This window comes from Paenibacillus sp. J2R1T-4 (assembly GCF_059692235.1).
This window is the reverse complement of sequence record NZ_JCAUBA010000001.1, coordinates 615,082-639,348: the sequence shown is the minus strand read 5'-3', so window position 1 is coordinate 639,348 and position 24,267 is coordinate 615,082. Positions and strand designations below refer to the sequence as shown.

At 48.7% G+C, this 24,267-nt stretch carries 20 protein-coding genes; 18 read left to right on the top strand and 2 right to left on the bottom strand.

The window, feature by feature from the left end; translation table 11 throughout:
* The first annotated feature begins 103 nt into the window (after nucleotides 1–103).
* Genes AC58QD_RS03135 through AC58QD_RS03125 form a run of 3 tightly spaced genes read left to right on the top strand, consistent with a single transcriptional unit; the run spans nucleotide 104 to nucleotide 4,157 of the window.
* Nucleotides 104–1,867 carry a DNA repair helicase XPB gene (locus AC58QD_RS03135; RefSeq protein WP_497329882.1) on the top strand — a complete coding sequence of 588 codons (1,764 nt, stop codon included), beginning with the start codon at nucleotides 104–106 and terminating at the stop codon, nucleotides 1,865–1,867.
* A complete protein-coding gene (locus AC58QD_RS03130) occupies nucleotides 1,864–3,675 on the top strand; it encodes a helicase-associated domain-containing protein (RefSeq protein ID WP_497329880.1) in 1,812 nt (603 codons plus the stop codon). Before AC58QD_RS03135 ends, AC58QD_RS03130 begins: the two co-directional genes overlap by 4 nt.
* 38 nt (nucleotides 3,676–3,713) lie before the next feature.
* Complete coding sequence (locus tag AC58QD_RS03125; protein WP_497329878.1) at nucleotides 3,714–4,157, top strand: YlbF/YmcA family competence regulator; 444 nt, start codon at nucleotides 3,714–3,716, stop codon at nucleotides 4,155–4,157.
* 95 nt (nucleotides 4,158–4,252) lie between these two features.
* On the opposite strand, the gene AC58QD_RS03120 is transcribed toward AC58QD_RS03125, so the two are convergent.
* The gene (locus tag AC58QD_RS03120; protein ID WP_497329876.1) at nucleotides 4,253–5,281 is read right to left on the bottom strand and encodes an asparaginase; all 1,029 of its coding nucleotides are present in this window, start codon (nucleotides 5,279–5,281) and stop codon (nucleotides 4,253–4,255) included.
* A 59-nt stretch (nucleotides 5,282–5,340) separates the two neighbouring features.
* Here AC58QD_RS03120 and AC58QD_RS03115 point away from each other — a divergent pair, with 59 nt between their 5' ends.
* The 6 genes from AC58QD_RS03115 to AC58QD_RS03090 all read left to right on the top strand — a co-directional run bounded on the left by AC58QD_RS03115 (nucleotide 5,341) and on the right by AC58QD_RS03090 (nucleotide 10,321).
* Entirely contained in the window at nucleotides 5,341–5,601 is a 261-nt protein-coding gene (locus AC58QD_RS03115; RefSeq protein WP_497329874.1) for a YlbG family protein, read from the top strand.
* Nucleotides 5,602–5,814: 213 nt separating this feature from the next.
* Nucleotides 5,815–6,252 carry a hypothetical protein gene (locus tag AC58QD_RS03110; protein WP_497329872.1) on the top strand — a complete coding sequence of 146 codons (438 nt, stop codon included), beginning with the start codon at nucleotides 5,815–5,817 and terminating at the stop codon, nucleotides 6,250–6,252.
* 244 nt (nucleotides 6,253–6,496) lie between these two features.
* Nucleotides 6,497–7,408 carry a selenium metabolism-associated LysR family transcriptional regulator gene (locus tag AC58QD_RS03105; RefSeq protein WP_497329870.1) on the top strand — a complete coding sequence of 304 codons (912 nt, stop codon included), beginning with the start codon at nucleotides 6,497–6,499 and terminating at the stop codon, nucleotides 7,406–7,408.
* A gap of 54 nt (nucleotides 7,409–7,462) precedes the next feature.
* Nucleotides 7,463–8,305, top strand: a complete 843-nt coding sequence (locus AC58QD_RS03100; RefSeq protein ID WP_497329868.1) for a PHP domain-containing protein — start codon at nucleotides 7,463–7,465, stop codon at nucleotides 8,303–8,305.
* Nucleotides 8,306–8,383: 78 nt separating this feature from the next.
* Nucleotides 8,384–9,295 (top strand): UTP--glucose-1-phosphate uridylyltransferase GalU, encoded by a 912-nt coding sequence (gene galU / locus AC58QD_RS03095; RefSeq protein ID WP_497329866.1) that lies wholly within the window; start codon nucleotides 8,384–8,386, stop codon nucleotides 9,293–9,295.
* Nucleotides 9,296–9,319: 24 nt separating this feature from the next.
* On the top strand, nucleotides 9,320–10,321 hold the full coding sequence (locus AC58QD_RS03090; RefSeq protein WP_497329864.1) for a Gfo/Idh/MocA family protein: 1,002 nt from the start codon (nucleotides 9,320–9,322) through the stop codon (nucleotides 10,319–10,321).
* A gap of 78 nt (nucleotides 10,322–10,399) precedes the next feature.
* On the opposite strand, the gene AC58QD_RS03085 is transcribed toward AC58QD_RS03090, so the two are convergent.
* Nucleotides 10,400–12,193, bottom strand: a complete 1,794-nt coding sequence (locus tag AC58QD_RS03085; RefSeq protein WP_497329862.1) for an Rqc2 family fibronectin-binding protein — start codon at nucleotides 12,191–12,193, stop codon at nucleotides 10,400–10,402.
* 183 nt (nucleotides 12,194–12,376) lie between these two features.
* On the opposite strand from AC58QD_RS03085, the gene AC58QD_RS03080 reads away from it, so the two are divergent.
* From AC58QD_RS03080 to priA, 9 genes are all read left to right on the top strand, one after another.
* Nucleotides 12,377–15,160 (top strand): calcium-translocating P-type ATPase, SERCA-type, encoded by a 2,784-nt coding sequence (locus AC58QD_RS03080; protein ID WP_497329860.1) that lies wholly within the window; start codon nucleotides 12,377–12,379, stop codon nucleotides 15,158–15,160.
* A 211-nt stretch (nucleotides 15,161–15,371) separates the two neighbouring features.
* On the top strand, nucleotides 15,372–16,208 hold the full coding sequence (gene dapF, locus AC58QD_RS03075) for a diaminopimelate epimerase (RefSeq protein ID WP_497329858.1): 837 nt from the start codon (nucleotides 15,372–15,374) through the stop codon (nucleotides 16,206–16,208).
* 33 nt (nucleotides 16,209–16,241) lie between these two features.
* Nucleotides 16,242–18,167: a bifunctional homocysteine S-methyltransferase/methylenetetrahydrofolate reductase gene (locus AC58QD_RS03070; protein WP_497329856.1), complete on the top strand. Its 1,926-nt coding sequence runs from the start codon at nucleotides 16,242–16,244 to the stop codon at nucleotides 18,165–18,167.
* A gap of 91 nt (nucleotides 18,168–18,258) precedes the next feature.
* Complete coding sequence (locus AC58QD_RS03065) at nucleotides 18,259–19,164, top strand: YicC/YloC family endoribonuclease (protein WP_497329854.1); 906 nt, start codon at nucleotides 18,259–18,261, stop codon at nucleotides 19,162–19,164.
* A gap of 138 nt (nucleotides 19,165–19,302) precedes the next feature.
* A complete protein-coding gene (gene remA, locus AC58QD_RS03060; RefSeq protein WP_110840413.1) occupies nucleotides 19,303–19,566 on the top strand; it encodes an extracellular matrix/biofilm regulator RemA in 264 nt (87 codons plus the stop codon).
* A complete protein-coding gene (gene gmk, locus AC58QD_RS03055; RefSeq protein WP_497329851.1) occupies nucleotides 19,547–20,191 on the top strand; it encodes a guanylate kinase in 645 nt (214 codons plus the stop codon). The genes remA and gmk overlap by 20 nt, the downstream gene beginning before the upstream one ends.
* 2 nt (nucleotides 20,192–20,193) lie before the next feature.
* Nucleotides 20,194–20,427 (top strand): DNA-directed RNA polymerase subunit omega, encoded by a 234-nt coding sequence (gene rpoZ, locus AC58QD_RS03050; protein WP_497329849.1) that lies wholly within the window; start codon nucleotides 20,194–20,196, stop codon nucleotides 20,425–20,427.
* A gap of 60 nt (nucleotides 20,428–20,487) precedes the next feature.
* Entirely contained in the window at nucleotides 20,488–21,717 is a 1,230-nt protein-coding gene (coaBC, locus tag AC58QD_RS03045) for a bifunctional phosphopantothenoylcysteine decarboxylase/phosphopantothenate--cysteine ligase CoaBC (RefSeq protein WP_497329847.1), read from the top strand.
* Nucleotides 21,717–24,263 (top strand): primosomal protein N', encoded by a 2,547-nt coding sequence (gene priA / locus AC58QD_RS03040; RefSeq protein WP_497329845.1) that lies wholly within the window; start codon nucleotides 21,717–21,719, stop codon nucleotides 24,261–24,263. Before coaBC ends, priA begins: the two co-directional genes overlap by 1 nt.
* Nucleotides 24,264–24,267: the final 4 nt, after the last annotated feature.

Below are 24,267 nucleotides of genomic sequence, written 5' to 3'. Positions count from 1 at the left end.
GGCGATTCACTCACAAATATATCGATTCCGGAAAGGGCGTTTAAATCTAACGGCTTCTTTTCATAATAGGAAGTATGAAGACCATATAGGGAGGCAATTACTCATGAAATACGACCCGGAACAACCGCTCCTAATTCAAAGTGATTCCACCTTACTATTAGAAGTGAATCATCCCTTATTCAAGTCTATGAGTGCAGAGCTGGCGAGATTTGCAGAGTTAGTGAAAGCGCCTGAGAATTTGCATACATATCGGCTAACCCCGTTGTCCTTATGGAATGCAGCTTCAACGGGAATGTCTGCTGATCAGATCCTTTATGTGCTTAGGATAAATAGCAAGTGGGAAGTTCCAGGACAAGTGCAAAATCTTGTTCGGCATTATGTCGGCCGTTACGGGCTAGTGAGGTTAATCGCCCGCCGAAGCGGGGAGATGGTGCTTATGTCCGATGATCCTGCAGTTATTAATGAATTGGCTCATTATACGTCAACGAGAGCTTTTTTCGTTGGGGTCATGGATGCTAATACGATTGAGATTGTACCGGCTTATAGAGGGTTTATCAAACAAGAGCTTATTAAGCTGGGTTACCCTGTAAGCGATTTGGCTGGCTATCATGACGGAGAAGCATTGCCTATGAAGCTGTTGGAATGTGAGTTGGATTCGACAGAACATGACGAGGGGGTTGCCGGCAGCAGTCAGATTGACCGAATTAGGACATTCCGACTGAGAGATTATCAGCGTAAAGCAGTAGATGCTATGTGTACAGAGGGTGAGAAGCACGGCGGCAGCGGTGTTGTAGTATTACCATGCGGAGCAGGGAAAACGGTCGTAGGCATTGCGGCCATGACTAAACTGCAATGTGCAACACTCATCTTAACGACCAATGTAGCTTCTGTCCGTCAATGGCGCAGAGAAATATTGAGCAAAACCGATCTGACCGAGGAAGAGGTAGGCGAGTACAATGGGGAGCGGAAAGAAGTCCGCCCTGTAACGATTGCGACCTATCAAATCCTGACCCATCGCGTGCGTAAAGAAGATTTGTTTGCCCATATGAAATTGTTCAACGAGCGGGACTGGGGGCTTATTATATACGACGAGGTTCATCTCCTCCCGGCTCCGGTATTTCGTGTAACTGCCGAAATACAGGCGACCCGCAGACTTGGACTAACCGCTACACTTGTAAGAGAAGATGGCTGTGAGAAGGATGTCTTCTCACTTGTAGGTCCCAAGCTGTACGAAGCGGGTTGGAAAGATTTGGAACGAGAGGGTTGGATTGCTAAGGTGCAATGCACGGAGCTTAGGGTATCCATGCCTGATTCTGTTCGGGAGGCTTATACGGCTGCAGAGAATAAGAACAAGTCCCGCATTGCAGGAGAGAATCCGAACAAGTTAGAAGTCATTCGCGAGCTGTTAGCACGCCATGATCGACAGCCGACATTAGTAATCGGACAATATATCGATCAGTTGAAAATCATTGCCGAGCAATTGGAGGCTCCTATGATTTACGGCCAAATGCCGCACGAGGAAAGAGATCGTCTATACGCGCAGTTTAATGAGGGGGAAATCTCGACACTAGTCGTATCCAAGGTGGCCAACTTCGCCATCGACCTGCCGGATGCGCGTGTAGCTATTCAAGTATCAGGCAGCTTTGGTTCCAGGCAGGAGGAGGCCCAACGTTTGGGACGTATTCTGCGGCCTAAGGCGGATAATGAAGCGTTCTTTTATACCCTAGTGTCGGATGAATCCAAAGAGCAGGAGTTCTCGATCCATCGGCAGCTCTTCCTGGTAGAGCAAGGCTATCGATATGAGATCCGCGATGCAAATAGTTTAGTTGCTGCACCATACAATATAGATGGAGATGCCGTTCAATGAATGTTGGCTTGTTCGTTCACAAATTGCCCGAAGCTCTGTCCCAGGATATCCATAAGCAATGGCTGTCTGCAATTCCCGAATCATCGAGCCTAGTGAATCGCGAGCTCGAGTATCTTCTCTGTTCTCCTGAGGGATTACAGGCCATACTTGTGACATTGCGGGATACAGAACGGCATACATTATGCCTAATAGCTGCTGCTTTTGCCAGTGAGCCTTTCGATGATACCAAGCTTCTGAAACAAGGCCGGCTGCAATTATCCGGTGCGGCTCTTAAGGTAGGCCTTATGAGACTTTGCCGTAAAGGGATCGTATTCTCGCTAAGGAAGTCCTGGGGCGAGCAGTTGTATATGCTGCCAACGGATACCTATAAGATCTGGCTCAAGCTGTTATTTCCTGAGTGCTTGGAACAAAACAATGAGCTGGATACATTTGAAGTTAAATCATTGACACTTGAAAGATCGCTTCCCTCCGCGCGCTTGTTAACCTTGCTCGCCTATTGTGATCGAGAGGGCTTACCGGTTACAAGGAAGGGAGTCATAGTCAAAAGGAACCTGATAAAACTGAATCGACTGCTGCATATAGAAGAGAACGAGATCCGGTTACTTCATGTCCGATATACTTGGGATGATACTTATTCTTTTTCTTTTGCTGCTGTACTCGATGGGAGTTTGCGACAGGGACTGTTAGAGCTTCGCAAAGAAGGATATGTACTTAATAAACATAAGCTTCACGACTGGTTATCTTTGGCGGAGTCGGAGATGAACCGTGTTCTATATGATCAATTAATCACATCGCTCATGCCGGCTATACCAGGTATGCGTCACTGGATCACATTTTCCGAAGAGATTGCGCCAGGTCAATGGTTCTCGGTAATGGGTATTATTAATAGTGTGAATACTCAGCTAGGTATGGGGAAGGAGCTAGTGCAGCAGGAACGAATCGTTGCCGAATGGCTGGAACCCTTATCTTTGTTGGGGTACATGGAGCTAGGTCATGATCGTAATGGACAACTGCTGACTAGATACTGTGCTCCAATGACTTCTTCCGAGGCACACCTACAAGCTTCCTTATATTCACTGCAAGAGGAGACAATTTTCGTTCAACCGGATTTTGAGATTATTGTCCCACCGGGTGTTCCTTATCAAGTGTTATGGCTGTTGGAGCATCTAGGAGAACTGGAGCAAGCAGGTACAGTGAGCCGTTATCGGTTGTCAAAGGAACGGGTTCAACAGTCGCTTGATGCCGGCTGGTGCGGAGAAGAGATGATTGCTTTATTAAGGAAGCATGCCAAATTCGGGTTGCCCGAGTTAGTCGAATATAGCTTGAGACAATGGATCGCACAATGGGAAAACGATGGAAAAAATAAATGCAATCCACCGAGATCTGATCGGGATCCAGCATCAATAAGCGAGTGTGGGGATGTCCCGAAGCAACAAGAAGGAGAAGATGTTACGCAAGGGCTTATTTACTCTAGAGAGTCTGTGCAGTATTATGATATTGAGCGGTCTATTCCGCGAACCGAGGATTTGTATCCGGGACTTGCAGAAGTGCCCAACATGTGGCTCAAAGAATTAAGGTCTTACCATGCAGCTACTCGTATAGATATGATTCGCAAAGCGCTGGAGTGGAGCGCATGCGTACGAATAAGACAGGCAGGCGAAGTTCGGTTGCTGGTGCCTGAGCGCATAGAAGGAACGTCGGATAGTTGGTTGGTCTGCGGATTCAATCCGGCTGGCGAAATTATGCTGGCACCCAATCAATGGGAGGAGATGCAGCTTGTTCTTCCCGGGATAAACGATGAAAGCTGAGGGGCATTTACCTCGGAATGCTAAAGGAGGATATACAAATGGTAACGTTGACTGAAGTTGGAACGCTCGATGTAGCTGAACTTCTCTCACAAGCTTATGAAGTAGGCGATATGATTAACAGCTCCGCGGAAGCGGCAGATTATGCATACTGGAAGCAGCAAGTCGAATCAAATAAGGATATTCAATCTGCTGTAAGGCAATTTGCCAAGCTGAAAGAGAAGTTTGAAGAAACGGAACGTTTCGGGCATTTCCATCCTGATTATCATGCTGCGTTGGATAAAGTGAAGGAAGCAGAAGTCCAACTGGACGAATTTGAAGCGGTTCGACAATTCAAGGCTGCTGAAGCGAAATTAGACGAGCTGCTGTTCAGTGTCTCGGAGACGATTGCTCACTCTGTTTCTGAAGCGATCAAGGTGCCTAGCAACAACCCATTGCCTACGAAATCAGGGTGCGGGTCTGGTGGCTGCAGCAGCTGCGGGTAAGAATTGTGGAAGAAAGCAAGCGATGCACGCGAGTAAAAAATCCTAACTTAAGAATGATTCCCGTGAGGTTCATCCTTAAGCTAGGATTAAATGAATTAGTGATGGATTGCCGCTAACTGGAACTCGGGGATGATCGTGCCAACTTCGTGACCAGACCAGTTACGCACGAATGGTTTGTGGAATTCTCGAAGTTGATCGAATTCACTTCTAGTTAACCAATTAAGCTGGCGTAATGCCTCTGTAACCGTTGGATAGAGGGCGCGCATGGATCCGTCTTCTATCTTTACTGCAAGGGCTGAGCCCTGCTCTGGTGAAGCGACAGCGAATACGCCTTCTGCACCCATTTTGCCTACGAGGCGGCCGCCGGTTACTTCAAGGAGACGAGTGTCGAATCGTCCGGTGCCGGCAATGAAGAACGGTGCGCGGCGGATTGCTTCGAGCACCGTCCTGCAAGCTAACGCTCGCGCTTCAGGCAACAAGCCTTCAGGCTGGCCGAAAACGGCGTAAGCACGCGCAAGAGAGGCGAGCGGAAGACCGAATACGGGCACACCGCAGCCATCTGTTCCGAGTGATATTCGCTCGATTGGCACGCCGCTCATTGTGCTGATTACTTCGAGCATATATCGCTGGACTGGATGCTCTGGCGACATATAATTTGCTGTGGCAGCTCCCATTCGCAGAGCTAATGCAAGCATACCCGAATGTTTGCCGGAGCAATTGTTGTGAATGGCTGTAGGATTTTGACCATTTTTTTTCATTTTATCGGCCATGGGCTCATAATAAGGATAATGGGGACCACAGAGAAGGCTTTCCTCGGTTAACCCAAGCTTTTCTAGAAAGCGCTCTATCGTCTCGGTATGAATCATTTCTCCGTTATGAGAAGCGCACATTATTGCAATATCTTCCGGGACAAGCCCGAACGCTTCTACGGCGCCTGACTCTACAATTGGGATGGCTTGTAATGGTTTGGCGGAAGAACGGGCAAACGTCTTAGTTGCAGGGTCTCCCGCAGCTACCACGATTTGTCCGAGACGGTCGACGACCGCTATATGACCGCGATGGGTCGATTCAGTTAAGTCGCCTCTTGTAACGCGGACGAGATTTGCGGATTCGCAGTCTGACATAGAAGTCTCACTCCTGGGCTCGTTGCTCGGTACGATGAATAGGAATAGGAGGGGTAAAGATGTTCCCTGAACGCACCGGCCTTATTATTTGGGTTAACGATTTGAAATCAGTCAAACATTTGGAACGATTCGGTTCCATCCACTATACTTCTAAAAGAATGCATTACGTCGTCATATACATGAATGCTGATAAAGCAGAAGAAGCTACAAAAGCGATACAGAAATACCCATTTGTCAAAAAAGTAGAGCGTTCCATGCGCAACGAGATTCCTACAGAATATAATAGTAATGTTCCGGATAAGTCGAAACTTTACACCTAAGAAAGTATACCGAATTGCTCACCCCCGATGCAAACGGATCGGGGGTTGTTTTTTATGAAAATACTTCTAAAAGTCGCGCAATTCACAATATTATATAATAATAAAAAAATGGTGCATTTAACAATTGGAAAATAATTAAAAATCGAGTAAAATAAAACTAACTTAGTTGTACATAGGGATAGGGACCTATCTTCAAGAAGGGGGATGGTAGTAATGAAAGATAAAATGATGGATAGGTGGAGTACTTATGAACCATTTTATGTCGTATTAGGCGACAAAAAAGTGGCTGACATTATCATCACGAATCACGCCCGTGTTCGCTGGGCCGATCGTGTGGAATCGGAAAAGACAGGATTTGAAGATATTTGCAGTTTTTTATGGGATCGACTCAAAAAAGAAGAAGTGCATCCGTATTATAAAAATGAGAAGGATGTATTTGTTATAGATGAAGATTTGGTCATGGTAGCTGAATTCTCAGTGCTCGAGAATGAATTCGATATTGCTGGTAATCCGCTTCACAAAATGATTGTTGTAACCTTTCTCGGACGAATGTCTGAAGTTATCGAATTGCGGGATTTGAAATCATATTATTCTTGGCTAAGACACTCACGCAGAATGACATTAATCAAGAACAGCAGGAAACGCAAGTAAGACTGCTGAGGTCCAAGGCATGCAGATATTGATGCATGTCTTTTTTAGTTTGTTTTTCGGAATACGATGAAGCAGGCTCCACGTCACTTTGTGGGGTTAATAGGCGGGGTCCCCGCAAAGTAATCGGAATATTCTACGGAGGCTCCACGTCACTTTGTGGGGTATTTTAGGTTAGAACATTGCAAAGAGCTTCGCGTTAAGATAGATTAAGTTTGTATACCTTACAATGCGGGAGGCCTAATGAGTGGCGCTTAACTTTCACCAATTGCACATTTTCTATACGGTTGCCGAAAAAGGAAGCTTTTCTATGGCCGCACAAGCGCTGCATATGACACAACCTGCAGTGACGATGCAAGTACAGGGCTTGGAGGACTACTTTGGCACTAAGCTGTTCCAACGCTCGACCAAGCGGATAGAGATCACTGAAGCAGGCCGTACCTTGCTCCCTTTCGCCAAACGCAGCATTGAGTTAATTAAAGAAACAGATATAGCCATGTCCAAATTCACGCACATGGTGGAAGGCCGATTACAATTAGGTGCCAGCTTGACGATTGGAGAGTATGTGCTCCCTCGTTTATTAGGTCCCTTCAGCAGGGAATATCCGAACATTTCCGTTAGTATGAAGGTCATGAATACAACTCAGATTCTAGAAGAAATCCTGGGTCACCAATTGAACTTCGGGTTGGTCGAAGCACCTGTGAATCATCCAGATGTTCGGACAGAGGTTGTTCTGAATGATGAGCTTAAACTGATCGTTCCATCTGGGCATCCTTTAGCTGATAAAGAGGTTGTGCAGCCGCAGGACTTGATTGAATACCCGCTTATTCTGCGCGAGCAAGGATCGGGGACGCGTCAAGTGATGGAGGATGAACTCCAGAAGATCGGGATCTCTTCGAATCAGTTCAAAATCATCATGGAGCTGGGCAGTACGGGAGCCATCAAATCGGCCGTTGAAGCCGGGCTTGGCATTACTGTTTTATCTCCGTCATCTGTTAAGCACGAAGTTGCCCTGGGACTTTTTCAAATTAAATCGATTGAAGGGGTTACGTTTACCCGTCACTTTTATTCTATATATTTAAAAGCTACACTTTTGCCTATATCGGCTGTCACTTTTCTGACCTTTCTAAGAGAGCGGGACTTGCAAGCCTGGTTATAGTTAGTTCGTGGACGAGGATTGAGATGAATTTGTTCGATTAGGGGTGGAGTAAGGATGAATGAAGTTGATCTGCATATGCATACAACCGCTTCGGATGGTACCCATCCGCCTGCTGACAATGTAAAAATGGCCAAAGCTGCCGGTCTGTATGGAATCGCGATTACAGATCATGATACGGTGTCCGGTGTGGCTGAAGCGGTTCGGGTTGGTCAAGAGCTCGGGATTACCGTAGTGCCCGGTGTAGAGATCAGCACGATTGAGGACGGTCATGATATTCATATCTTGGGTTACTACATCGATGTCCATAATGATCAATTATTAGCGAGACTGCAGCAATTAAGAAATACCCGCGAGCATCGGAACGATATGATGGTCGAACGGTTGAATGAATTAGGCTTAACGATAAGTATGGAAGAAGTAATGAACCTCGCTGGAAAAAGTGAAAAAGGCGATGAGACGATTGGCAGACCGCATATTGCCGAGGTGCTGATGAACAAGGGGTATGTGAAATCCATCTCTGAAGCGTTCGACCGCTACTTAGGTAAAAGTGGAGCAGCCTACGTCAATCCACCGCGAATTACGCCGTTTGACGCCATTGATTGGATCAAAGCGGCTGGCGGTGCTGCCGTAATTGCTCACCCTGGGTTGTACGGAGACGACCAACTCGTTGAACGTATTGTTCAATACGGTGCAGACGGGATCGAAGTCTACCACTCTGATCATTCACCCGAAGAAGAGGCTAAGTACCTGGCAATGGCTCGGAAGCTTAATTGTATTGTTACCGCTGGATCGGATTTTCATGGCTCGCGGAATGGACATGAATTCCACGCTCCCATTGGTTCTAAACGAATAAGTTCAGAAGTGCTTGACCACCTGATAGGAAAATGCAAATCGTAAGCGAATATATATACGGGGCTAAAAGCAACACTTACATAAACAGCCTTTTTTTGAAAGGGTTGGAGGAGGAAATAGTTAATGAGACCGATTAGAAAAGCAATTATTCCAGCGGCAGGTTTAGGTACGCGTTTTTTGCCTGCGACCAAAGCACAGCCCAAAGAAATGCTCCCGATTGTGGACAAGCCTGCGATCCAATATATAGTGGAGGAAGCAATTGCTTCAGGAATCGAAGATATTATTATTGTTACAGGGCGCAACAAGCGGGCAATCGAGGATCACTTTGACAAGTCTGTTGAGCTGGAGTCCATTCTGGAAGTAAAAGGGAATACCGAGCTGTTGAATCTCGTGCAGGACATATCGAATATGGTGGACATCCACTACATACGTCAAAAGGAGCCGCTTGGTCTAGGTCATGCGGTATTATGCGCACGGAAGTTTATTGGCAATGAACCATTCGCAGTCCTGCTTGGAGACGATATTATTACCTCAGAGCCGCCTTGCTTGAAGCAAATGATGGATTTGTACGGAGAGCATGAACGCTCTGTAATTGCATCGATGCAGGTTCCTTGGGAGGAAGTCGGAAAATATGGCATTGTATCTCCAGAGTCGACTCATGAAAGCCGCGGATTCTCCTTTATCTCGGATTTAGTGGAAAAACCAGACCCGCGTGAAGCGCCTTCTAATCAAGCGGTAATCGGGCGATATGTCCTCGATCCAGACATTTTCGAGATATTGGAGAAATTGCAGCCTGGTCGCGGCGGTGAAATCCAACTTACAGACGGACTGCGGATATTGAATGAGCGCAAGTCTATGATTGCCTATAACCTTAAGGGCAAGCGCTATGATGTCGGAGATAAGTTCGGGTATATTGAAGCGACGATTGAATTTGCGCTGCAGCGGGATGACCTGAAGCCTCAAGTTCAGCAGTATCTGAGCAATCTTGTTAGACAATGGGAGATCACAAGCGGAACTCGTTACGGAGACAAATAACTAATGAATGGGGAGCAACCTACAATGATTAGAGTAGCAATGCTGAGCTTTTGGCACGTGCACGCGAAAGATTACGCGAAACAAGCGACCGATCACCCGGATACAGAAATTGTTGCAATATGGGACGAACTTCCTGAGCGTGGACGCCGTGAAGCCGATCAAAGAGGACTTCGTTGGTACGAGTCACTTGACGAGCTTTTGCAGCAATCGGACATTGATGCAGTTATCGTCGATGCACCGACCAACATCCACCATGAAGTGATGATCAAGGCGGCCAATGCCGGCAAACATATTTTCACCGAGAAGGTGATTGCTCCAACGACAAAAGAAGTGCAAGCTATTGTGGATGCCGTCCGCAGCAATGGTGTGAAGCTGACGGTTTCCCTGCCGCGTGTGTATCATGGGTATACGTTAGCCATTCAGGAAGTATTAGAGCAAGGCTTGCTGGGTCAGGTGTCGTTTGTCCGCACCAGATTGGCGCATAACGGTTCGACTGCAGGCTGGCTGCCTGAGCATTTCTTCTCTCTTGAACAATGCGGAGGAGGAGCGTTGATTGATCTGGGCTGTCATCCGATGTACTTGGCGCGACTGTTCCTAGGTATGCCAAGTCAGGTTACAGCACATTTCGGTTACGTATCCGGCAAAGAAGTAGAGGATAATGCTGTTGCCGTACTGCAGAACGAACAAGGTGGAATGGCAATTGTAGAAGCCGGATTCGTCACCTCGTTCGCGCCCTTCACTATAGAGGTTCAGGGAACGGAAGGTTCCTTGAGTTACAGCGACGCAGATAAGAAGCTAGTGCTTCGCAGCTCCAAGCTTGGAGAAGAAGCTTCCAAGACATGGAGCGAGCGGTCCATTCCTGAAGATAATCCAACAGCGTATCATCAGTGGGTCAGTCATATATTGAACGGCACAGAAGCAACAGATAATATCCAACTGGCTTTGGAGCTTACGATGTTGATGGAAGCCGCTTATTTATCCATTGAACGTAAAACCGCTGTAAGAATAGAAGAGCTTACTCATTAAATTCATCCAATAGGAAGGCCGCTCTCAGCAGAGTAAATACTGCTTGTGAGCGGCCTTTTCATTTTCATAGAAATGCAGCTAGCCTTGCTTGACAGCGACGGGCATCTGCTTAATCAGATGTTCATCAGGTGTAATGAACAGCGTTTTCTGCTGTTCATAGATGACGAATCCAGGCTTGGCCCCGTTAGGCTTCCTGACATGGCGAATTAACGTATAGTCAACAGGTACTTGACTGGAGGACTTTGCTTGGCTGTAGAAGGCCGCAAGATGGGCAGCTTCGCGGAGTGTCTGATCACCGAAGCCTGTACCCCTTATGACCACATGGGAGCCGGGAATATCCTTGGTATGTAGCCAAGTGTCATTCGGCCCGGCTAATCGGTTCGTTAGATATTCATTCTGATTATTGTTTTTACCCACATACAAGGTGAAGCCTTCGCTGGATGTGTAGCTGGTGAGGAGCGGTTTGTCCACTGTTTTTTTCTTCTTGTTCGTTTTTTTGCTGCGATCCCTGATATAGCCTTGTTGAACTAGTTCTTCGCGAATTTCACTGATATCCATTACACCTGCGTGGTCTAATTGCTGCAGTAATGTATTCAAATAAATGATTTCATCCTGCGTGCTCTTGATTTGCTCATTGACGATAGCCAGGCTGTTCTTGGCCTTCGAGTATTTACGGAATAGACGCTGAGCATTCTCGGAAGGCGTTAGAAGGGGATCAAGCTCAATCCGGATCGGGAGCTGTTCCTCATCGTAATAATTGATCACTTCGATATCCTTCATTCCCTTGCTTGCCAGATGGATGGATGAAGTCAGCAGCTCGCCTTTTATCCGATATTTATCGGCATCTTTGGCTTCTTCCACGGTGTCATGAAGCTTCTCTAGTTTCTTGATATTCTTGTTCTTCTCGTTAATCAGGAAACGGGTCATGTCTGCTGTCCGTTGCTTGACGGTATCGCGCTCCGCCTTATCTCCGTAATAGGCCTCCAAGCACTCGCTCATCGAAGCATAACGGGTTGATTCTCCCTGCAGATGGGTAAGCTCCACAACGGAAAAAAATGATTTGCCAGTTGAGGGGTTTGTCACGATGTTAGGAGTGCCGCGTTGTTCTTGCACATCGTTCATAATTCGGTTGAATTGGCTCCAGACGATATCCTTATCTACTTCATTTCCTGCAATGCCTGACATATACCCGCTTCGATGTTCGATTTCTCTTGCAACCAAAGGGCTGATTCCGCTGAACTTCGCTACGAGGAGCTGCTGCAGCTTATCGGGCTGTGAAGTGGACGGTTCATCATCAGCAGGTTCCGGATCGGGCGGAGTTAACGTTTCTATGAAAGTATCATAATCCGTCTGTAACGGGTCTATTTTGCCTTGCTCTGGAGGCATGACATAGCTGGTTCCTGGCATTACAATTCGATAGGAGCTAATGGCCGGAGTGACATGATGAATGCCGTCAAGAATGCTGCCTGAGGCAGGATCCATCACAATAATATTGCTGTGGCGGCCCATAATCTCAACGATAATTGTTCTTAAGCTGACGTCCCCGATCTCATCCCGCTGGCGCACATCGATCTTCAGCATTCGTTCCATCCCGATTTGGGTAATCGATTCGATGACGGATCCTTCGCAATGTTTGCGTAACAGCATGCAGAACATTGGCGCTTCTACGGGGTTAACGAACGATTCGCCTGTAAAGTGTACACGCGGATATGTAGGATTGGCGGACAGCAGCAGTTTGTAAGTATTACCTTGGGCGCGGATCTGCATCACAATATCGTGTTCCGATGGTTGATGAATTTTATGAATACGTCCACCAGTGCAGATTCCAATTTCTTGTGCAATGGCACGGGTGACGAGACCGTCTAATGACATAGTGAACTAACCTCCTGGGTGCAGCCGCTAGCGGCGTACAGTTCATTTTGATGCTTTTCTATCATGCCACAAAAAAGCGCAAAGGGTAAGGGCACACATTTGTTTAACCGTTTTCTCATATTTCCTGGCTTGTCTGAATACATTTAGGGTTGTACAGATTTTCTTCGAAAAGAGGGAACCGGAATGAGTCAGAAGCCATGGTATCAATTAAATCCGGAAGAAACGGCAGCAGCACAACAAGTGAACATTTCACAAGGGCTGTCGCAGGACGGGGTCCGGGATCGCCTTGTCCAAGACGGATACAATGAATTATCAGAGAAGAAAGGTGTCTCGCATATTACCCTGTTCCTGAACCAGTTCAAGGATTTCATGGTTCTGGTGCTGATGGCAGCAACGCTCGTATCCGGGCTGCTTGGTGAGTACTTGGATGCTATTACCATCGTAGCCATAATCGTGATGAACGGAGTCCTTGGCTTTATTCAGGAGTTCCGTGCGGAACGATCGCTAAGAGCTTTGAAGGAGTTGTCCGCCCCGTCTGCAAAGGTACTTCGTGAAGGAAAAGTGCAGCAGATCCCTGCGAGGGAACTAGTACCTGGTGATATCATTGTATTAGAAAGCGGCGACCGTATCCCGGCAGATGTGCGATTTCTTGAAGCAAACGCTTTGTATGTAGAGGAATCTGCTCTTACCGGGGAGTCAGTTCCAGTCAGTAAAATGACGGATGCATTGGCTGGTGACGATATTCCGCTTGGTGATCAAAAGAACATTGGCTTCATGGGCACAATGGTAACGCGCGGGACTGCACACGGTATTATCGTCAGAACCGGAATGGCTACAGAGATGGGGAAAATCGCTGATTTGATCCAGAATACGGAGACGATGGAGACCCCATTGCAGCATCGATTGGAGCAGCTAGGTAAAATTTTGATTGCCGTGGCAATCGGCTTGACTATCATGGTAGTTGTCGCTGGAATTATGCATGGTCAGCCCGCTTACGGTATGTTCCTCGCAGGAGTGAGCTTGGCGGTTGCCGCCATTCCCGAAGGGTTGCCTGCGATCGTTACGATTGCCCTGGCACTCGGTGTTCAGCGCATGATCAAACGAAAAGCAATCGTAAGGAAGCTTCCCTCGGTGGAGACATTAGGCTGCGCCTCTGTAATCTGCTCAGACAAAACAGGCACGCTGACTCAGAATAAAATGACCGTTACCCATGTTTGGCTAGGCGGCGATGTGATGGAAGTGACCGGAGAAGGTTATGAGCCTAATGGAAATATTATAACCTCCGGGGCTCCAATTGATTTGCGTAACAATCTGATGCTGCGTCGCATGCTGCAGATCGGGGTTCTATGCAACAATGCTGCGCTTGTAGAGGAAGTGCCTGAGTCAACGAAGAAGAAGTCAGCGAAAGAAGCGATAAAACCAGTCTGGAGCATACAAGGCGATCCGACTGAAGGAGCTCTCGTCGTGCTCGGTGCAAAAGGAGGGATCACTCGAGGTTCGCTAGACGGGCTGTACAATCGGGTGGGAGAAATTCCGTTTGATTCCGAGCGCAAGAGGATGTCTGTGCTCGTTCAACACCAAGGGGGCCGTTTAATTTATACGAAGGGCGCTCCAGACGTAATTGCAGACAAATGCGCCTATATTCTCTGGGATGGCAAAGTCATTCCATTCACGCCCTCTTTGAAGCAAAAGGTATTGGCAGCGAATGAAGGAATGGCGCGTTCAGCGTTGCGCGTACTGGGTCTGGCTTATAAGGAATTAAAAGCTGCAGACCGGGACGATTCCGTTAGTGAGCTGGAGAGTGGGCTTGTCTTCGTAGGGCTGACCGGGATGATAGATCCTCCTCGTAAAGAAGTTCGTGACTCTATAGCGACATGTCGTCGTGCGGGGATAAAGACGGTTATGATAACAGGGGATCATCAGTCTACTGCGGAAGCGATTGCCAAACAGCTCGGCATGCTGCCAGCTAATGGTCAAGTCGTGAACGGACAGCAGCTTGCGGCTATGAGTGATGAAGAATTGGAAGCCGCGTCTCCTTCCATCTATGTGTATGCGCGCGTATCACCAGAGCATAAGCTGCGTATAGTCAAAGCGCTGCAGCGCCAAGGTCATGTCGTCGCCATGACAGGGGATGGCGTGAATGATGCGCCAGCCATAAAAGCCGCTGATATCGGTATTGCAATGGGCATTAGCGGAACTGATGTGACCAAGGAAGCCTCCGCGCTTGTGCTTAGTGATGATAACTTTGCCACTATTGTTGCGGCGATTGAAGAAGGCCGCGGTATCTACGAGAATATTCGCAAGTTTATCCGTTATTTGCTCGCATCGAATGTAGGCGAGATCTTGACGATGTTCCTTGCTATGATGGCCGGATTGCCGCTGCCGCTCATTCCCATTCAGATTCTTTGGGTCAATCTGGTTACAGACGGGTTGCCTGCCATGGCACTTGGGGTCGATCAAGCGGAGAAGGATCTGATGCAGCACAAACCGCGCGGTTCTAAGGAGAACATATTTGCTCGCAGACTGGGCTGGAAAATTATTAGCCGCGGAATTCTGATCGGGGTTTGCACATTAGCTGCCTTCTGGATTGCTTTAAGAGATAATCCAAGCAGTGCAACCAACTTGGTGCACGCTCAGACCGTTGCGTTTGCTACTCTAGTTATGGCTCAGCTCATACACGTATTTGATTGCCGCAGCTCAAGATCGATTTTCCATCGCAATCCTCTACAGAATAAATACCTGGTGTTAGCCGTCATATCGTCGCTTGTCCTTATGCTGGGCGTGTTGTACATAGAAGCGCTGCAGCCTATCTTCAAAACGGTGCCGCTTGGGACGATGGATTGGCTAATCGTACTGATATTTGCTGGTATTCCTACTTTCTTAATGGGTCTTGGCAGTGTGCTCACCACAAGCAAGAAATCCAAGCGTCCTCCTATGAAGTACAGCTCCAAACCGATTACCCGCTAAGGGAAGATATCGACAGGGAGATTGTCTCGGAAAGTCCGGTAGTTTTCTAAAGCTGCAGCAGCAGCTTGCAGAGACGACCGGGCTTTTCGTTCATATAATGAAAAGAACTATGCACGTGAAGCGATTTGCCATATAATAAATGCTAATTGTTAAGATGTCTAAAAGCATTTTCATTTGAAGTACATTTATTTTACTTTAAGGAGCGATCGCTATGAATTTCACCAAAATGCATGGTCTGGGCAACGATTTCATCGTGATTGCCGATCAGAGCCGACTTCCGGACGATGCTTCTCAGCTAGCCATTACTATGTGTGACCGCCATTTCGGCATAGGCGCCGATGGTATGGTATATATTCTTCCTACGGAACGCGCAGATTTTCTCATGCGTATTATTAATGCAGACGGGTCGGAAGCAGAGCAATGCGGGAACGCCATCCGCTGTGTTGCCAAATATGTGTACGACCGCGGTCTTACGACTAAGCTTGCGCTTACGATTGAGACGATCGGAGTTGGCATCCAGCCCGTTCAAATCCAGGCTCATGCTGGACGGGCCGTTACGGTTCGGGTTAATATGGGCGAGCCGATTCTCGAGAGCAGACGTATTCCGACTACCCTTGATTCCGACACTGTGGTGAATCAATTGATTGAGACAGAAGGGGCGCAGTTCGAGTTTACCGCTGTATCTATGGGGAATCCTCATTGTGTGATTTATGTGGAGAATGCTGCTGCCTTTGATCTGCGTAAATGGGGACCGCCGCTTGAAGTACACGAGTTATTTCCCAAACGTGTCAATGTAGAGTTCGTAACTGTTCGCTCCAGGGAACACGTAGAGATGCGTGTCTGGGAACGCGGGACTGGAGTGACGCTGGCTTGCGGTTCTGGCGCTTGTGCAACATTAGTAGCATCTGTGCTGAACGGACTCACGGAGCGGACGGCTACGGTGTCGCTTGAAGGCGGAGATTTATTAGTAGAATGGGACGAGGAGAGCAATCAGGTGTTTATGACAGGTGCTGCTGCGATTGTATTTGACGGCCGTATCGAGTTATAAGCCCAGTTCCCTGATAGAATGGTGGAGATAGAAATGAAAAAAGACTTTAGGAATGCTCTTGCTGGTCAGATCTTAACTGGAGACGGGGCAATGGGCACTTATTTATATCAACTTGGCTTCACGGTTGGCGCTTCGTCAGAGGAATTTAATTTGTTAAATCCCGATGCGATTGGCGATGTTCACCGCCGCTATTATGATGCGGGGGCGCGGGTAATTGAGACGAATACGTTCGCAGCGAATCGTGAGAAGCTGGCCCATTTCGGGCTTGAGCAAGAGGTGGCCGCGATTAACCGCGCCGGTGTTGCCATTGCGCGAAGTGCTGTTGGCGCAGACGCCTACGTGGTAGGTGCATTAGGCTCCATTCGCGGAGGCGGCCGCCGGGCGATCCAGACCTCAGTGCTCGTGTCGGATTTCGAAGAGCAGCTTGCAGCGTTAATCGACGCGGGTGTTGACGGCATCCTCATGGAGACCTTCTATGAATTCGAGGAGCTGGAGCTTGCGCTGCTGGCTGCCAGGAGGCTAGGCGGAGCGTCGCTGCCAATCATTTGCCAGTTCGCTGCTGAAGGCAGCGGAGGCACTCGAGACGGCGTAGCGTATGCAGAAGCCTTCTTGCGCTTGAGGGATGCTGGAGCCGACGTTGTCGGATTCAACTGTCACAGCGGCCCGAACGGAATTCTCCGTTCCATGGAGAAGCTCCCTCAAGAGCTGAATATACCGCTCTCGGTATTCCCTAATGCCGGCTTGCCGAGCTATGTGGACGGTCGATACGTGTACGGCTCGACACCGGAATACTTCGCGGAGCACGCGCTGAAGTTCGCGGCGCTCGGCGCTCGCATTGTGGGCGGCTGCTGCGGCACGACGCCCGAGCACATCGCGGCGATCGCAGCCGCGCTGAGCGGCTATGCGCCGCAGCAGGGCGCCGTCCCTGCAGCGGCGCCAAGTGCCTCAGCGGCGCCGAGCGGGCCGCTGACTGTGAGCGAGCCCCGCAAGGAAGCGGGCTCGACGGCACAGGCAGCTGACGCGCCAGCAGCGCCAGCCGCAGATATGCCGACGTTGGTCGAATTGGCGCGTCAGCGCCACACGGTCATCGTCGAATGGGATACACCGCGTGATCTGGACATCACGCGGTTCATGGAAGGCGCAGAAGCGCTGAAGAAGGCGGGTGTGGATTCCATCACCATGGCCGACAACGCACTCGCCATAACCCGGATGAGCAACCTGTCGATGGGCTTCCTAGTGAAGGAACGGCTCGGCATGCGTCCGCTTCTGCACATTGCATGCCGGGATCGCAATTCGATCGGAACGCAATCCCATCTGATGGGGTTACATGCGTTAGACATCGATCATGTACTCGTAATAACAGGTGATCCGTCCAAATTCGGTGATTTGCCTGGAGCGAGCTCTGTGTACGACATGACTTCATTCGAGATGATCCGAATGATCAAGCAATTGAATGAAGGCATGGCCTTCTCCGGCAAGCCGCTTAAGCAGAAGTCCAAGTTTCTTGTGGGGGCAGCCTTTAACCCGAATGTCAAACATTTGGATAAAGCGGTTCAACGGTTGGAGAAGAAGATTGAAGCAGGCGCGGATTATATCATGACGCAGCCGGTATATGATGCCAGGCTGGTTGAACGAATCCACGAGTCCACCAAACATTTGTCCGTGCCGATTTTCCTTGGGTTTATGCCGCTCGTAAGCGGCAATAATGCTGAGTTCTTACACAACGAGGTGCCAGGTATTCTGCTGTCTGATGAAGTAAGGCAGCGGATGGCGGGGTTAAGCGGAGCAGAAGGACGAGCCATGGGTGTAGTCATTATGAAGGAACTGCTGGATACGGCTCTGCCGCTCTTTAACGGGATTTACCTGATGACACCCATGCATTTCTATGGCATGTGTGTGGACTTAACGAACTATATATGGGACAAAGTCGGGCATCCTGCTGGCATGGAGCAGTTCTAATACATGGCTAAGCTGACGATACAGGCTCTTAACAATTCCACTTGTACCCACTTGTAAAATCAATTAAAATAGGGTAATGGATGTGATCCCTATGATTCGCAGTATGACGGGCTTTGGTCAAGCTGAAGGTGCTGCAAGTGACTTTCGTATACAGGTGGAGCTGAGATCGGTCAATCACAGGTATAGCGAGATTGCAGTGCGAATGCCGCGTGAATGGCTGGCTTGGGAAGACGGAGTCAAGCGTGCGATCCAGCCCTTCATCAAACGCGGACGTGTAGATGTGACCCTTACATTTGAACGGATCCGAGCGGTCGGCAGAGACGTTGATGTGGACTGGGCGCTTGTTGAAGGCTATCGTGACGCAGCGGAACAGATTAGAACCAGACTCCAATTACCGCAATCCGAAGCGCTGACACTGCAAGATTTGCTTCGGTTGCCTGATCTGATTGTGCTGCGAGAGCAGCGCAGTGCAGATAACAAGGAACAGCTTGAGCATGCGTTAATGAACACCGTCCGTGAGGCAACGGATCGACTTGTGTCGATGCGGCTTGCGGAAGGCGTTCACTTGGCTCAGGATATAGGCGAGCGTCTTGATGCCTTGGAGCGGATGCATAGCATCGTACTGATCGCAGCCCCTGCTGTTGCCGAGGAATATCGCCAGAAGCTGAAGCAGCGTTTAGCGGATTTGCTGGATGAACGCAGCAGCCATAGCGGCCTGCAGGATGAGAATCGAATCGCAATGGAAGTTTCGTTGCTTGCAGAACGCTCGGATATTCAGGAGGAACTGACACGGCTGATCAGTCATTTTTCCCAATGCAGATTGCTGCTTTTGACGGACGAGCCAATCGGACGGAAGCTTGATTTCTACATTCAGGAGATGAATCGGGAAGTCAACACGATAGGCTCCAAGGCCAATCGGATCGACATTGTCAATCAAGTAGTCGAGATGAAGGCGGAGCTGGAGAAGATGCGCGAGCAGGTGCAGAATATTGAATGATTCGTTCAACATTTCGATGCTACATGCCCTGCAGGCTAGAAAAGTATGAGAGGTCGCGGAAAAGGCAAGAATAGTGCAAGGCTATATTCGTCTGCCATCGACTATTAAGCAGTTTTCAAATGATGTAGGAGGGCAATAATGGCCATTAAATTAATCAATATCGGGTTCGGAAACATCGTCTCCGCTAATCGAATCATCTCGATTGTCAGTCCCGAGTCAGCACCGATCAAGAGAATTATCCAAGAAGCTCGCGATCGGCATATGCTGATTGATGCCACATATGGAAGACGGACACGAGCTGTAATTATTACGGATAGTGATCACGTGATCTTGTCAGCTGTACAACCGGAGACGGTAGCTCATAGATTGACGAACAACAAGGATGACGATCATGACGAATAGCGCACGACCCGGTACGGACAGAGGCCTGCTTATTGTCCTGTCTGGCCCATCCGGCGTAGGGAAGGGTACGGTTTGCTCGCTGCTGCGCAAACAAGCACCTGAACTCGTTTATTCCGTTTCAGCGACTACAAGAACGCCTAGAGTCGGTGAAGTTGACGGAGTGAATTATTTCTTTAAATCCAAAGAACAATTCCGTTCCATGATCGAGCGGGATGATTTGCTGGAATGGGCCGAGTATGTAGGGAATTATTATGGCACACCTCGAAGCTTTGTGGAGCAGACCCTTAACGAGGGCAAAGATATTATACTTGAAATCGAAGTTCAGGGCGCACTTAAGGTGAAGGAGAAATTTGCCGAAGGGGTATTCATATTCCTGACGCCGCCATCCCTTACAGAACTTCAGAGCCGAATTGTGAACAGAGGGACAGAGACGGAAGACTCCATCCGCAACCGAATGACGATAGCGGTTGACGAGATTCGGTTAATGGAGCAGTATGATTATGCGGTTGTTAATGACCAAGTAGAGTTGGCCTGCCAACGCATACAGTCAATCCTTATCGCCGAGCATTGCAAACGGGAACGGGTACTGCCGCGTATTCAAAAATGGATGGAAGAGGTGTATTGACCATGTTATATCCTTCAATAGATTTACTTATTAACAAGGTAGACAGTAAATATTCTCTGGTTGTTGCTGCCTCTAAGCGCGCTAGAGTGCTTCGCGACGGTGCGAAGTCCGATTTGAAAGATCCTAAGGCTTTCAAACAAGTTGGAGTGGCGCTGGAAGAAATTTATGGGGACTGGGTTCATGTGGAAGCCGTAAAGAATCCTAAAGAAGAAGATAGGAACCGCAAAAGCAGGTAAATGGCTCAACATTCGACAACCTTGATCAAAGGTTGTTATTTTTTTCTAGGGGGAAACGATATGTGGAAAGGGAAGACGGTTGTACTGGGGGTTACGGGGGGGATCGCCTGTTTCAAGGCTGCTGCTTTATGCAGCAAGCTTGCCCAGACGGGAGCAGACGTGCGTGTCATTATGACGGAATCCGCTACGAAATTCGTTGCCCCTCTCACGTTTCAGACTTTGTCACGGCATGATGTTATTGTAGATACGTTCGATGAGAAGGATGCATCTGTAGTTTCCCATATTAATCTGGCCGACTCCGCTGACCTGATCGTTGTGGCTCCTGCAACGGCGAATATGCTTGCTAAGATGGCACATGGACTAGCGGATGATATGCTAAGCACGACGCTGCTCGCTACCACTGCTCCAGTTCTTGTCGCTCCCGCTATGAATGTGCATATGTATGCGCATCCTGCCGTTCAGGCCAATATGGAGATACTGCGGGAACGCGGTGTATTCTTCGTCGAACCCGGTGAAGGGCAGTTAGCTTGCGGCTATGTCGGAAAAGGCCGGTTGCCAGAACCTGAAGAGATGATGACCGTTATAGAACGGATGTTACATCCCAGACGAGATTTGGCAGGCCGCAGAGTGCTAGTAACCGCTGGCGGAACGCTTGAGCGGATCGATCCGGTCCGTTATATTTCGAACGACTCGTCAGGTAAGATGGGCTTCGCTATTGCGGAGGCGGCAAGAGACATGGGAGCCCGGGTTACATTAGTACGCGCCAAAACGTCTGTAGAGCCGCCTGCAGGTGTAGAGGTAGTAGACGTCATTTCTACATTAGACATGTTGGAGGCTGTACAGTCCCGTTTCGAGGATATGGATATTATTGTGAAAGCAGCAGCAGTAGCAGATTACCGTCCAGTTGAAGCGGCCGACAGAAAGATTAAGAAAAAGGAAGATTCCTTGACGCTGACTTTGGTGAAAAATCCTGATATTCTGCAGTGGCTGGGTGAGAACAAAAAGAAGCAGTTCATCATCGGTTTTGCTGCAGAGACCAATGACGGTGAGCATTATGCAATGGATAAGGTGCGCCGCAAGAAAAGCGACTTGCTCGTATTAAATGATGTAACGGTTGCAGGCGCGGGCTTTGGCACAGACACGAATCTAGTAAAGTTATACGATGAAGCTGGACTTGTTCGTTCGCTTCCGCTCATGGGCAAGCGTGAGGTTGCACGCGAGTTATTAGAGCTGGCCGCTGCCAGATTAGCAGCTCGTGAATCACAGCTTACTTCTGGGAGTGATCGCTGATGTACGCACATGTCATTGTTGATGTGCCTACAAAACAGACAAGCAGACCTTACGACTATGTCATACCCGTGGAATTAATGGATTGGGTGCAGATTGGCAGTCGAGTAGGTGTTCCGTTTGGCCCAAGGAATGTCCAAGGCTTCGTTGTCGGGTTATCCGATTATACCGATACGCCTCCGAATAAAATTAAGGCCATTCAAGAGGTTATGGATCTGGTCCCACCGCTTACTGAAGAATTGGTGGAGCTAGCCGGGTGGATGAGCCGTGCTTACATTTGTCATGAAGTAACAGCGCTGCAAGCTATGATTCCGAGGGCGCTGAAAGCCAAATATGAGAAGGTGATAACAGCAACATCGGATCCAGCCTCATCAGAGGTGAGCAGCGAATCGTTGGCCGATGGCACCTTGTCTCTCGCTTTGACAGACCCTCTGGAGGAAGAGCTGCTTACATACATTCGCAGCAAAGGTCAAGTTAAGACAGAATCTCTTCTGCAGCGGTTTCCGGAGCAGAGTAAGTTACTTAAGCAGCTTTTGATGGAAGGTAAGCTCAGCGAGGTCCAGACGGTCAAAGATCAGATGGGGACCAAAAAGGCGTTAACGGTTCATTCTTTGGTAGACCGAGATTCACTCGAGCAAGCTGTAGCTGGGCTTAGCTCCGGAGCGAAGCGGCAGCAGGATGTACTCAAGTATTTTATGGATCATCCTGAACCTGTCAGGCTTTCTGAACTGTTGTCACAGCTTGGGATTAGCGCCGGTACGGTAAAGAGCTTGGCGGACAAAGGTTGGCTCGACATACAGGAGGTGGAAGTATTCCGCGATCCGTATGCGGGTCGCCACTTCGTGCCGACCGAGCCTTTGCCCTTAACGGATATCCAGCGTCAAGCGTTTGTGCCCCTCTCAGAGACGTTATCTAATCAGGAGCATAAGGTGTTTCTGCTGCATGGCGTAACGGGAAGCGGAAAGACAGAAGTGTATTTACAATCGATTCAACAGTGTCTGGATCAAGGACGGGAAGCGATTGTGCTAGTCCCCGAGATATCGTTGACCCCTCAGATGGTGGAACGATTCAAGGGGAGATTCGGAGATTTGGTAGCTGTATTACACAGCAGATTATCCACAGGCGAGCGTTACGACGAATGGCGAAAGATCGGCTTGAAGCAGGTGAAGGTGGCGATTGGAGCGCGATCCGCCGTTTTTGCGCCATTTACTCATATCGGATTAATTATCATAGATGAAGAGCACGAATCCTCTTATAAGCAAGAAGAGAGTCCCAAATATCATGCGCGTGATGTTGCAATTGCAAGAGCGGTTAGTCACGGTGCTGCTGTCGTTCTTGGTTCAGCTACCCCTTCTCTTGAAAGCTATTATAGGACTTTATATGCAAGTGAATCCTTCCAAGGAGAAGCGCTTGCTAGGGACAAACCCCCTTTTGAGCTGCTTCGCATGGATGCCCGTGTGGAAGGTCGCCCGCTGCCGGAGGTTCATATCGTCGATCTTCGCGAAGAGCTCCGCGGCGGCAATCGTTCTATGTTCAGCCGACCCTTGTATAAAGCGATCGAAGAACGGTTACACAAGAAAGAACAGATTGTCCTTCTGTTGAATCGGAGAGGTTACTCTACCTTCGTCATGTGCAGATCATGTGGGTTCGTGGTGCAATGCCCTCATTGCGATATTGCTATGACCTACCATCAAGTATCCCGGACGATGCGTTGCCATTACTGCGGGCTTAGTGAGCCTGAGCCAAGCACTTGTCCGAGCTGCGAGAGCGAGCATATTCGTTACTTTGGCACAGGAACACAGCGGGTGGAAGAGGAGCTTGGCAAGCTGTTTCCAGGTATCCGAGTGATTCGGATGGACGTGGATACAACGTCGGAGAAAGGGTCCCACGAGAAGCTGCTGACTCGGTTCCGCAATAAGCAGGCTGATGTGCTGTTAGGAACTCAGATGGTTGCCAAAGGGCTTGATTTTCCAGATGTAACGTTAGTTGGCGTTATCGCTGCGGACACGGTGCTTAATTTGCCAGATTTCCGTGCCGCGGAGAAAACGTTCCAGCTGCTAACCCAAGTGGCGGGACGCGCAGGGAGGCATCATTTGCCTGGTGAAGTGTTCATTCAGACTTATACTCCTGAGCACTACAGCATCCAGCATGCCAGCCATCATGATTATGGTTCATTTCTCCGAGAAGAGCTGAATGCTCGGCGCGAACGCGGGTACCCGCCTTTTTATAATTTGATCCTTATTACATTTTCGCATGAACAAGTTCCGTTATTGGTTCGTGTTGGGGAGTCTTTTGCGGCTGCATTACGAGAAAGATGGAGCCGCAATCCTCACAATGGCAAAAAAGGGTATGAGTTCGAGCTATTGGGTCCGATTGCTTCACCAATTGCTCGAATCAAGGATAGATATCGATTTCAATGCATGGTAAAATATCGGGGAGATCTAGATGCGTCAGGCATGATTAGTGAAGCGGCGAATGCTTTTGAAGAGCAAGTCCGTCAACAGAAGCTGCTTATTAGTGTGGACGTAAATCCTCAAGTATTGATGTAAATGA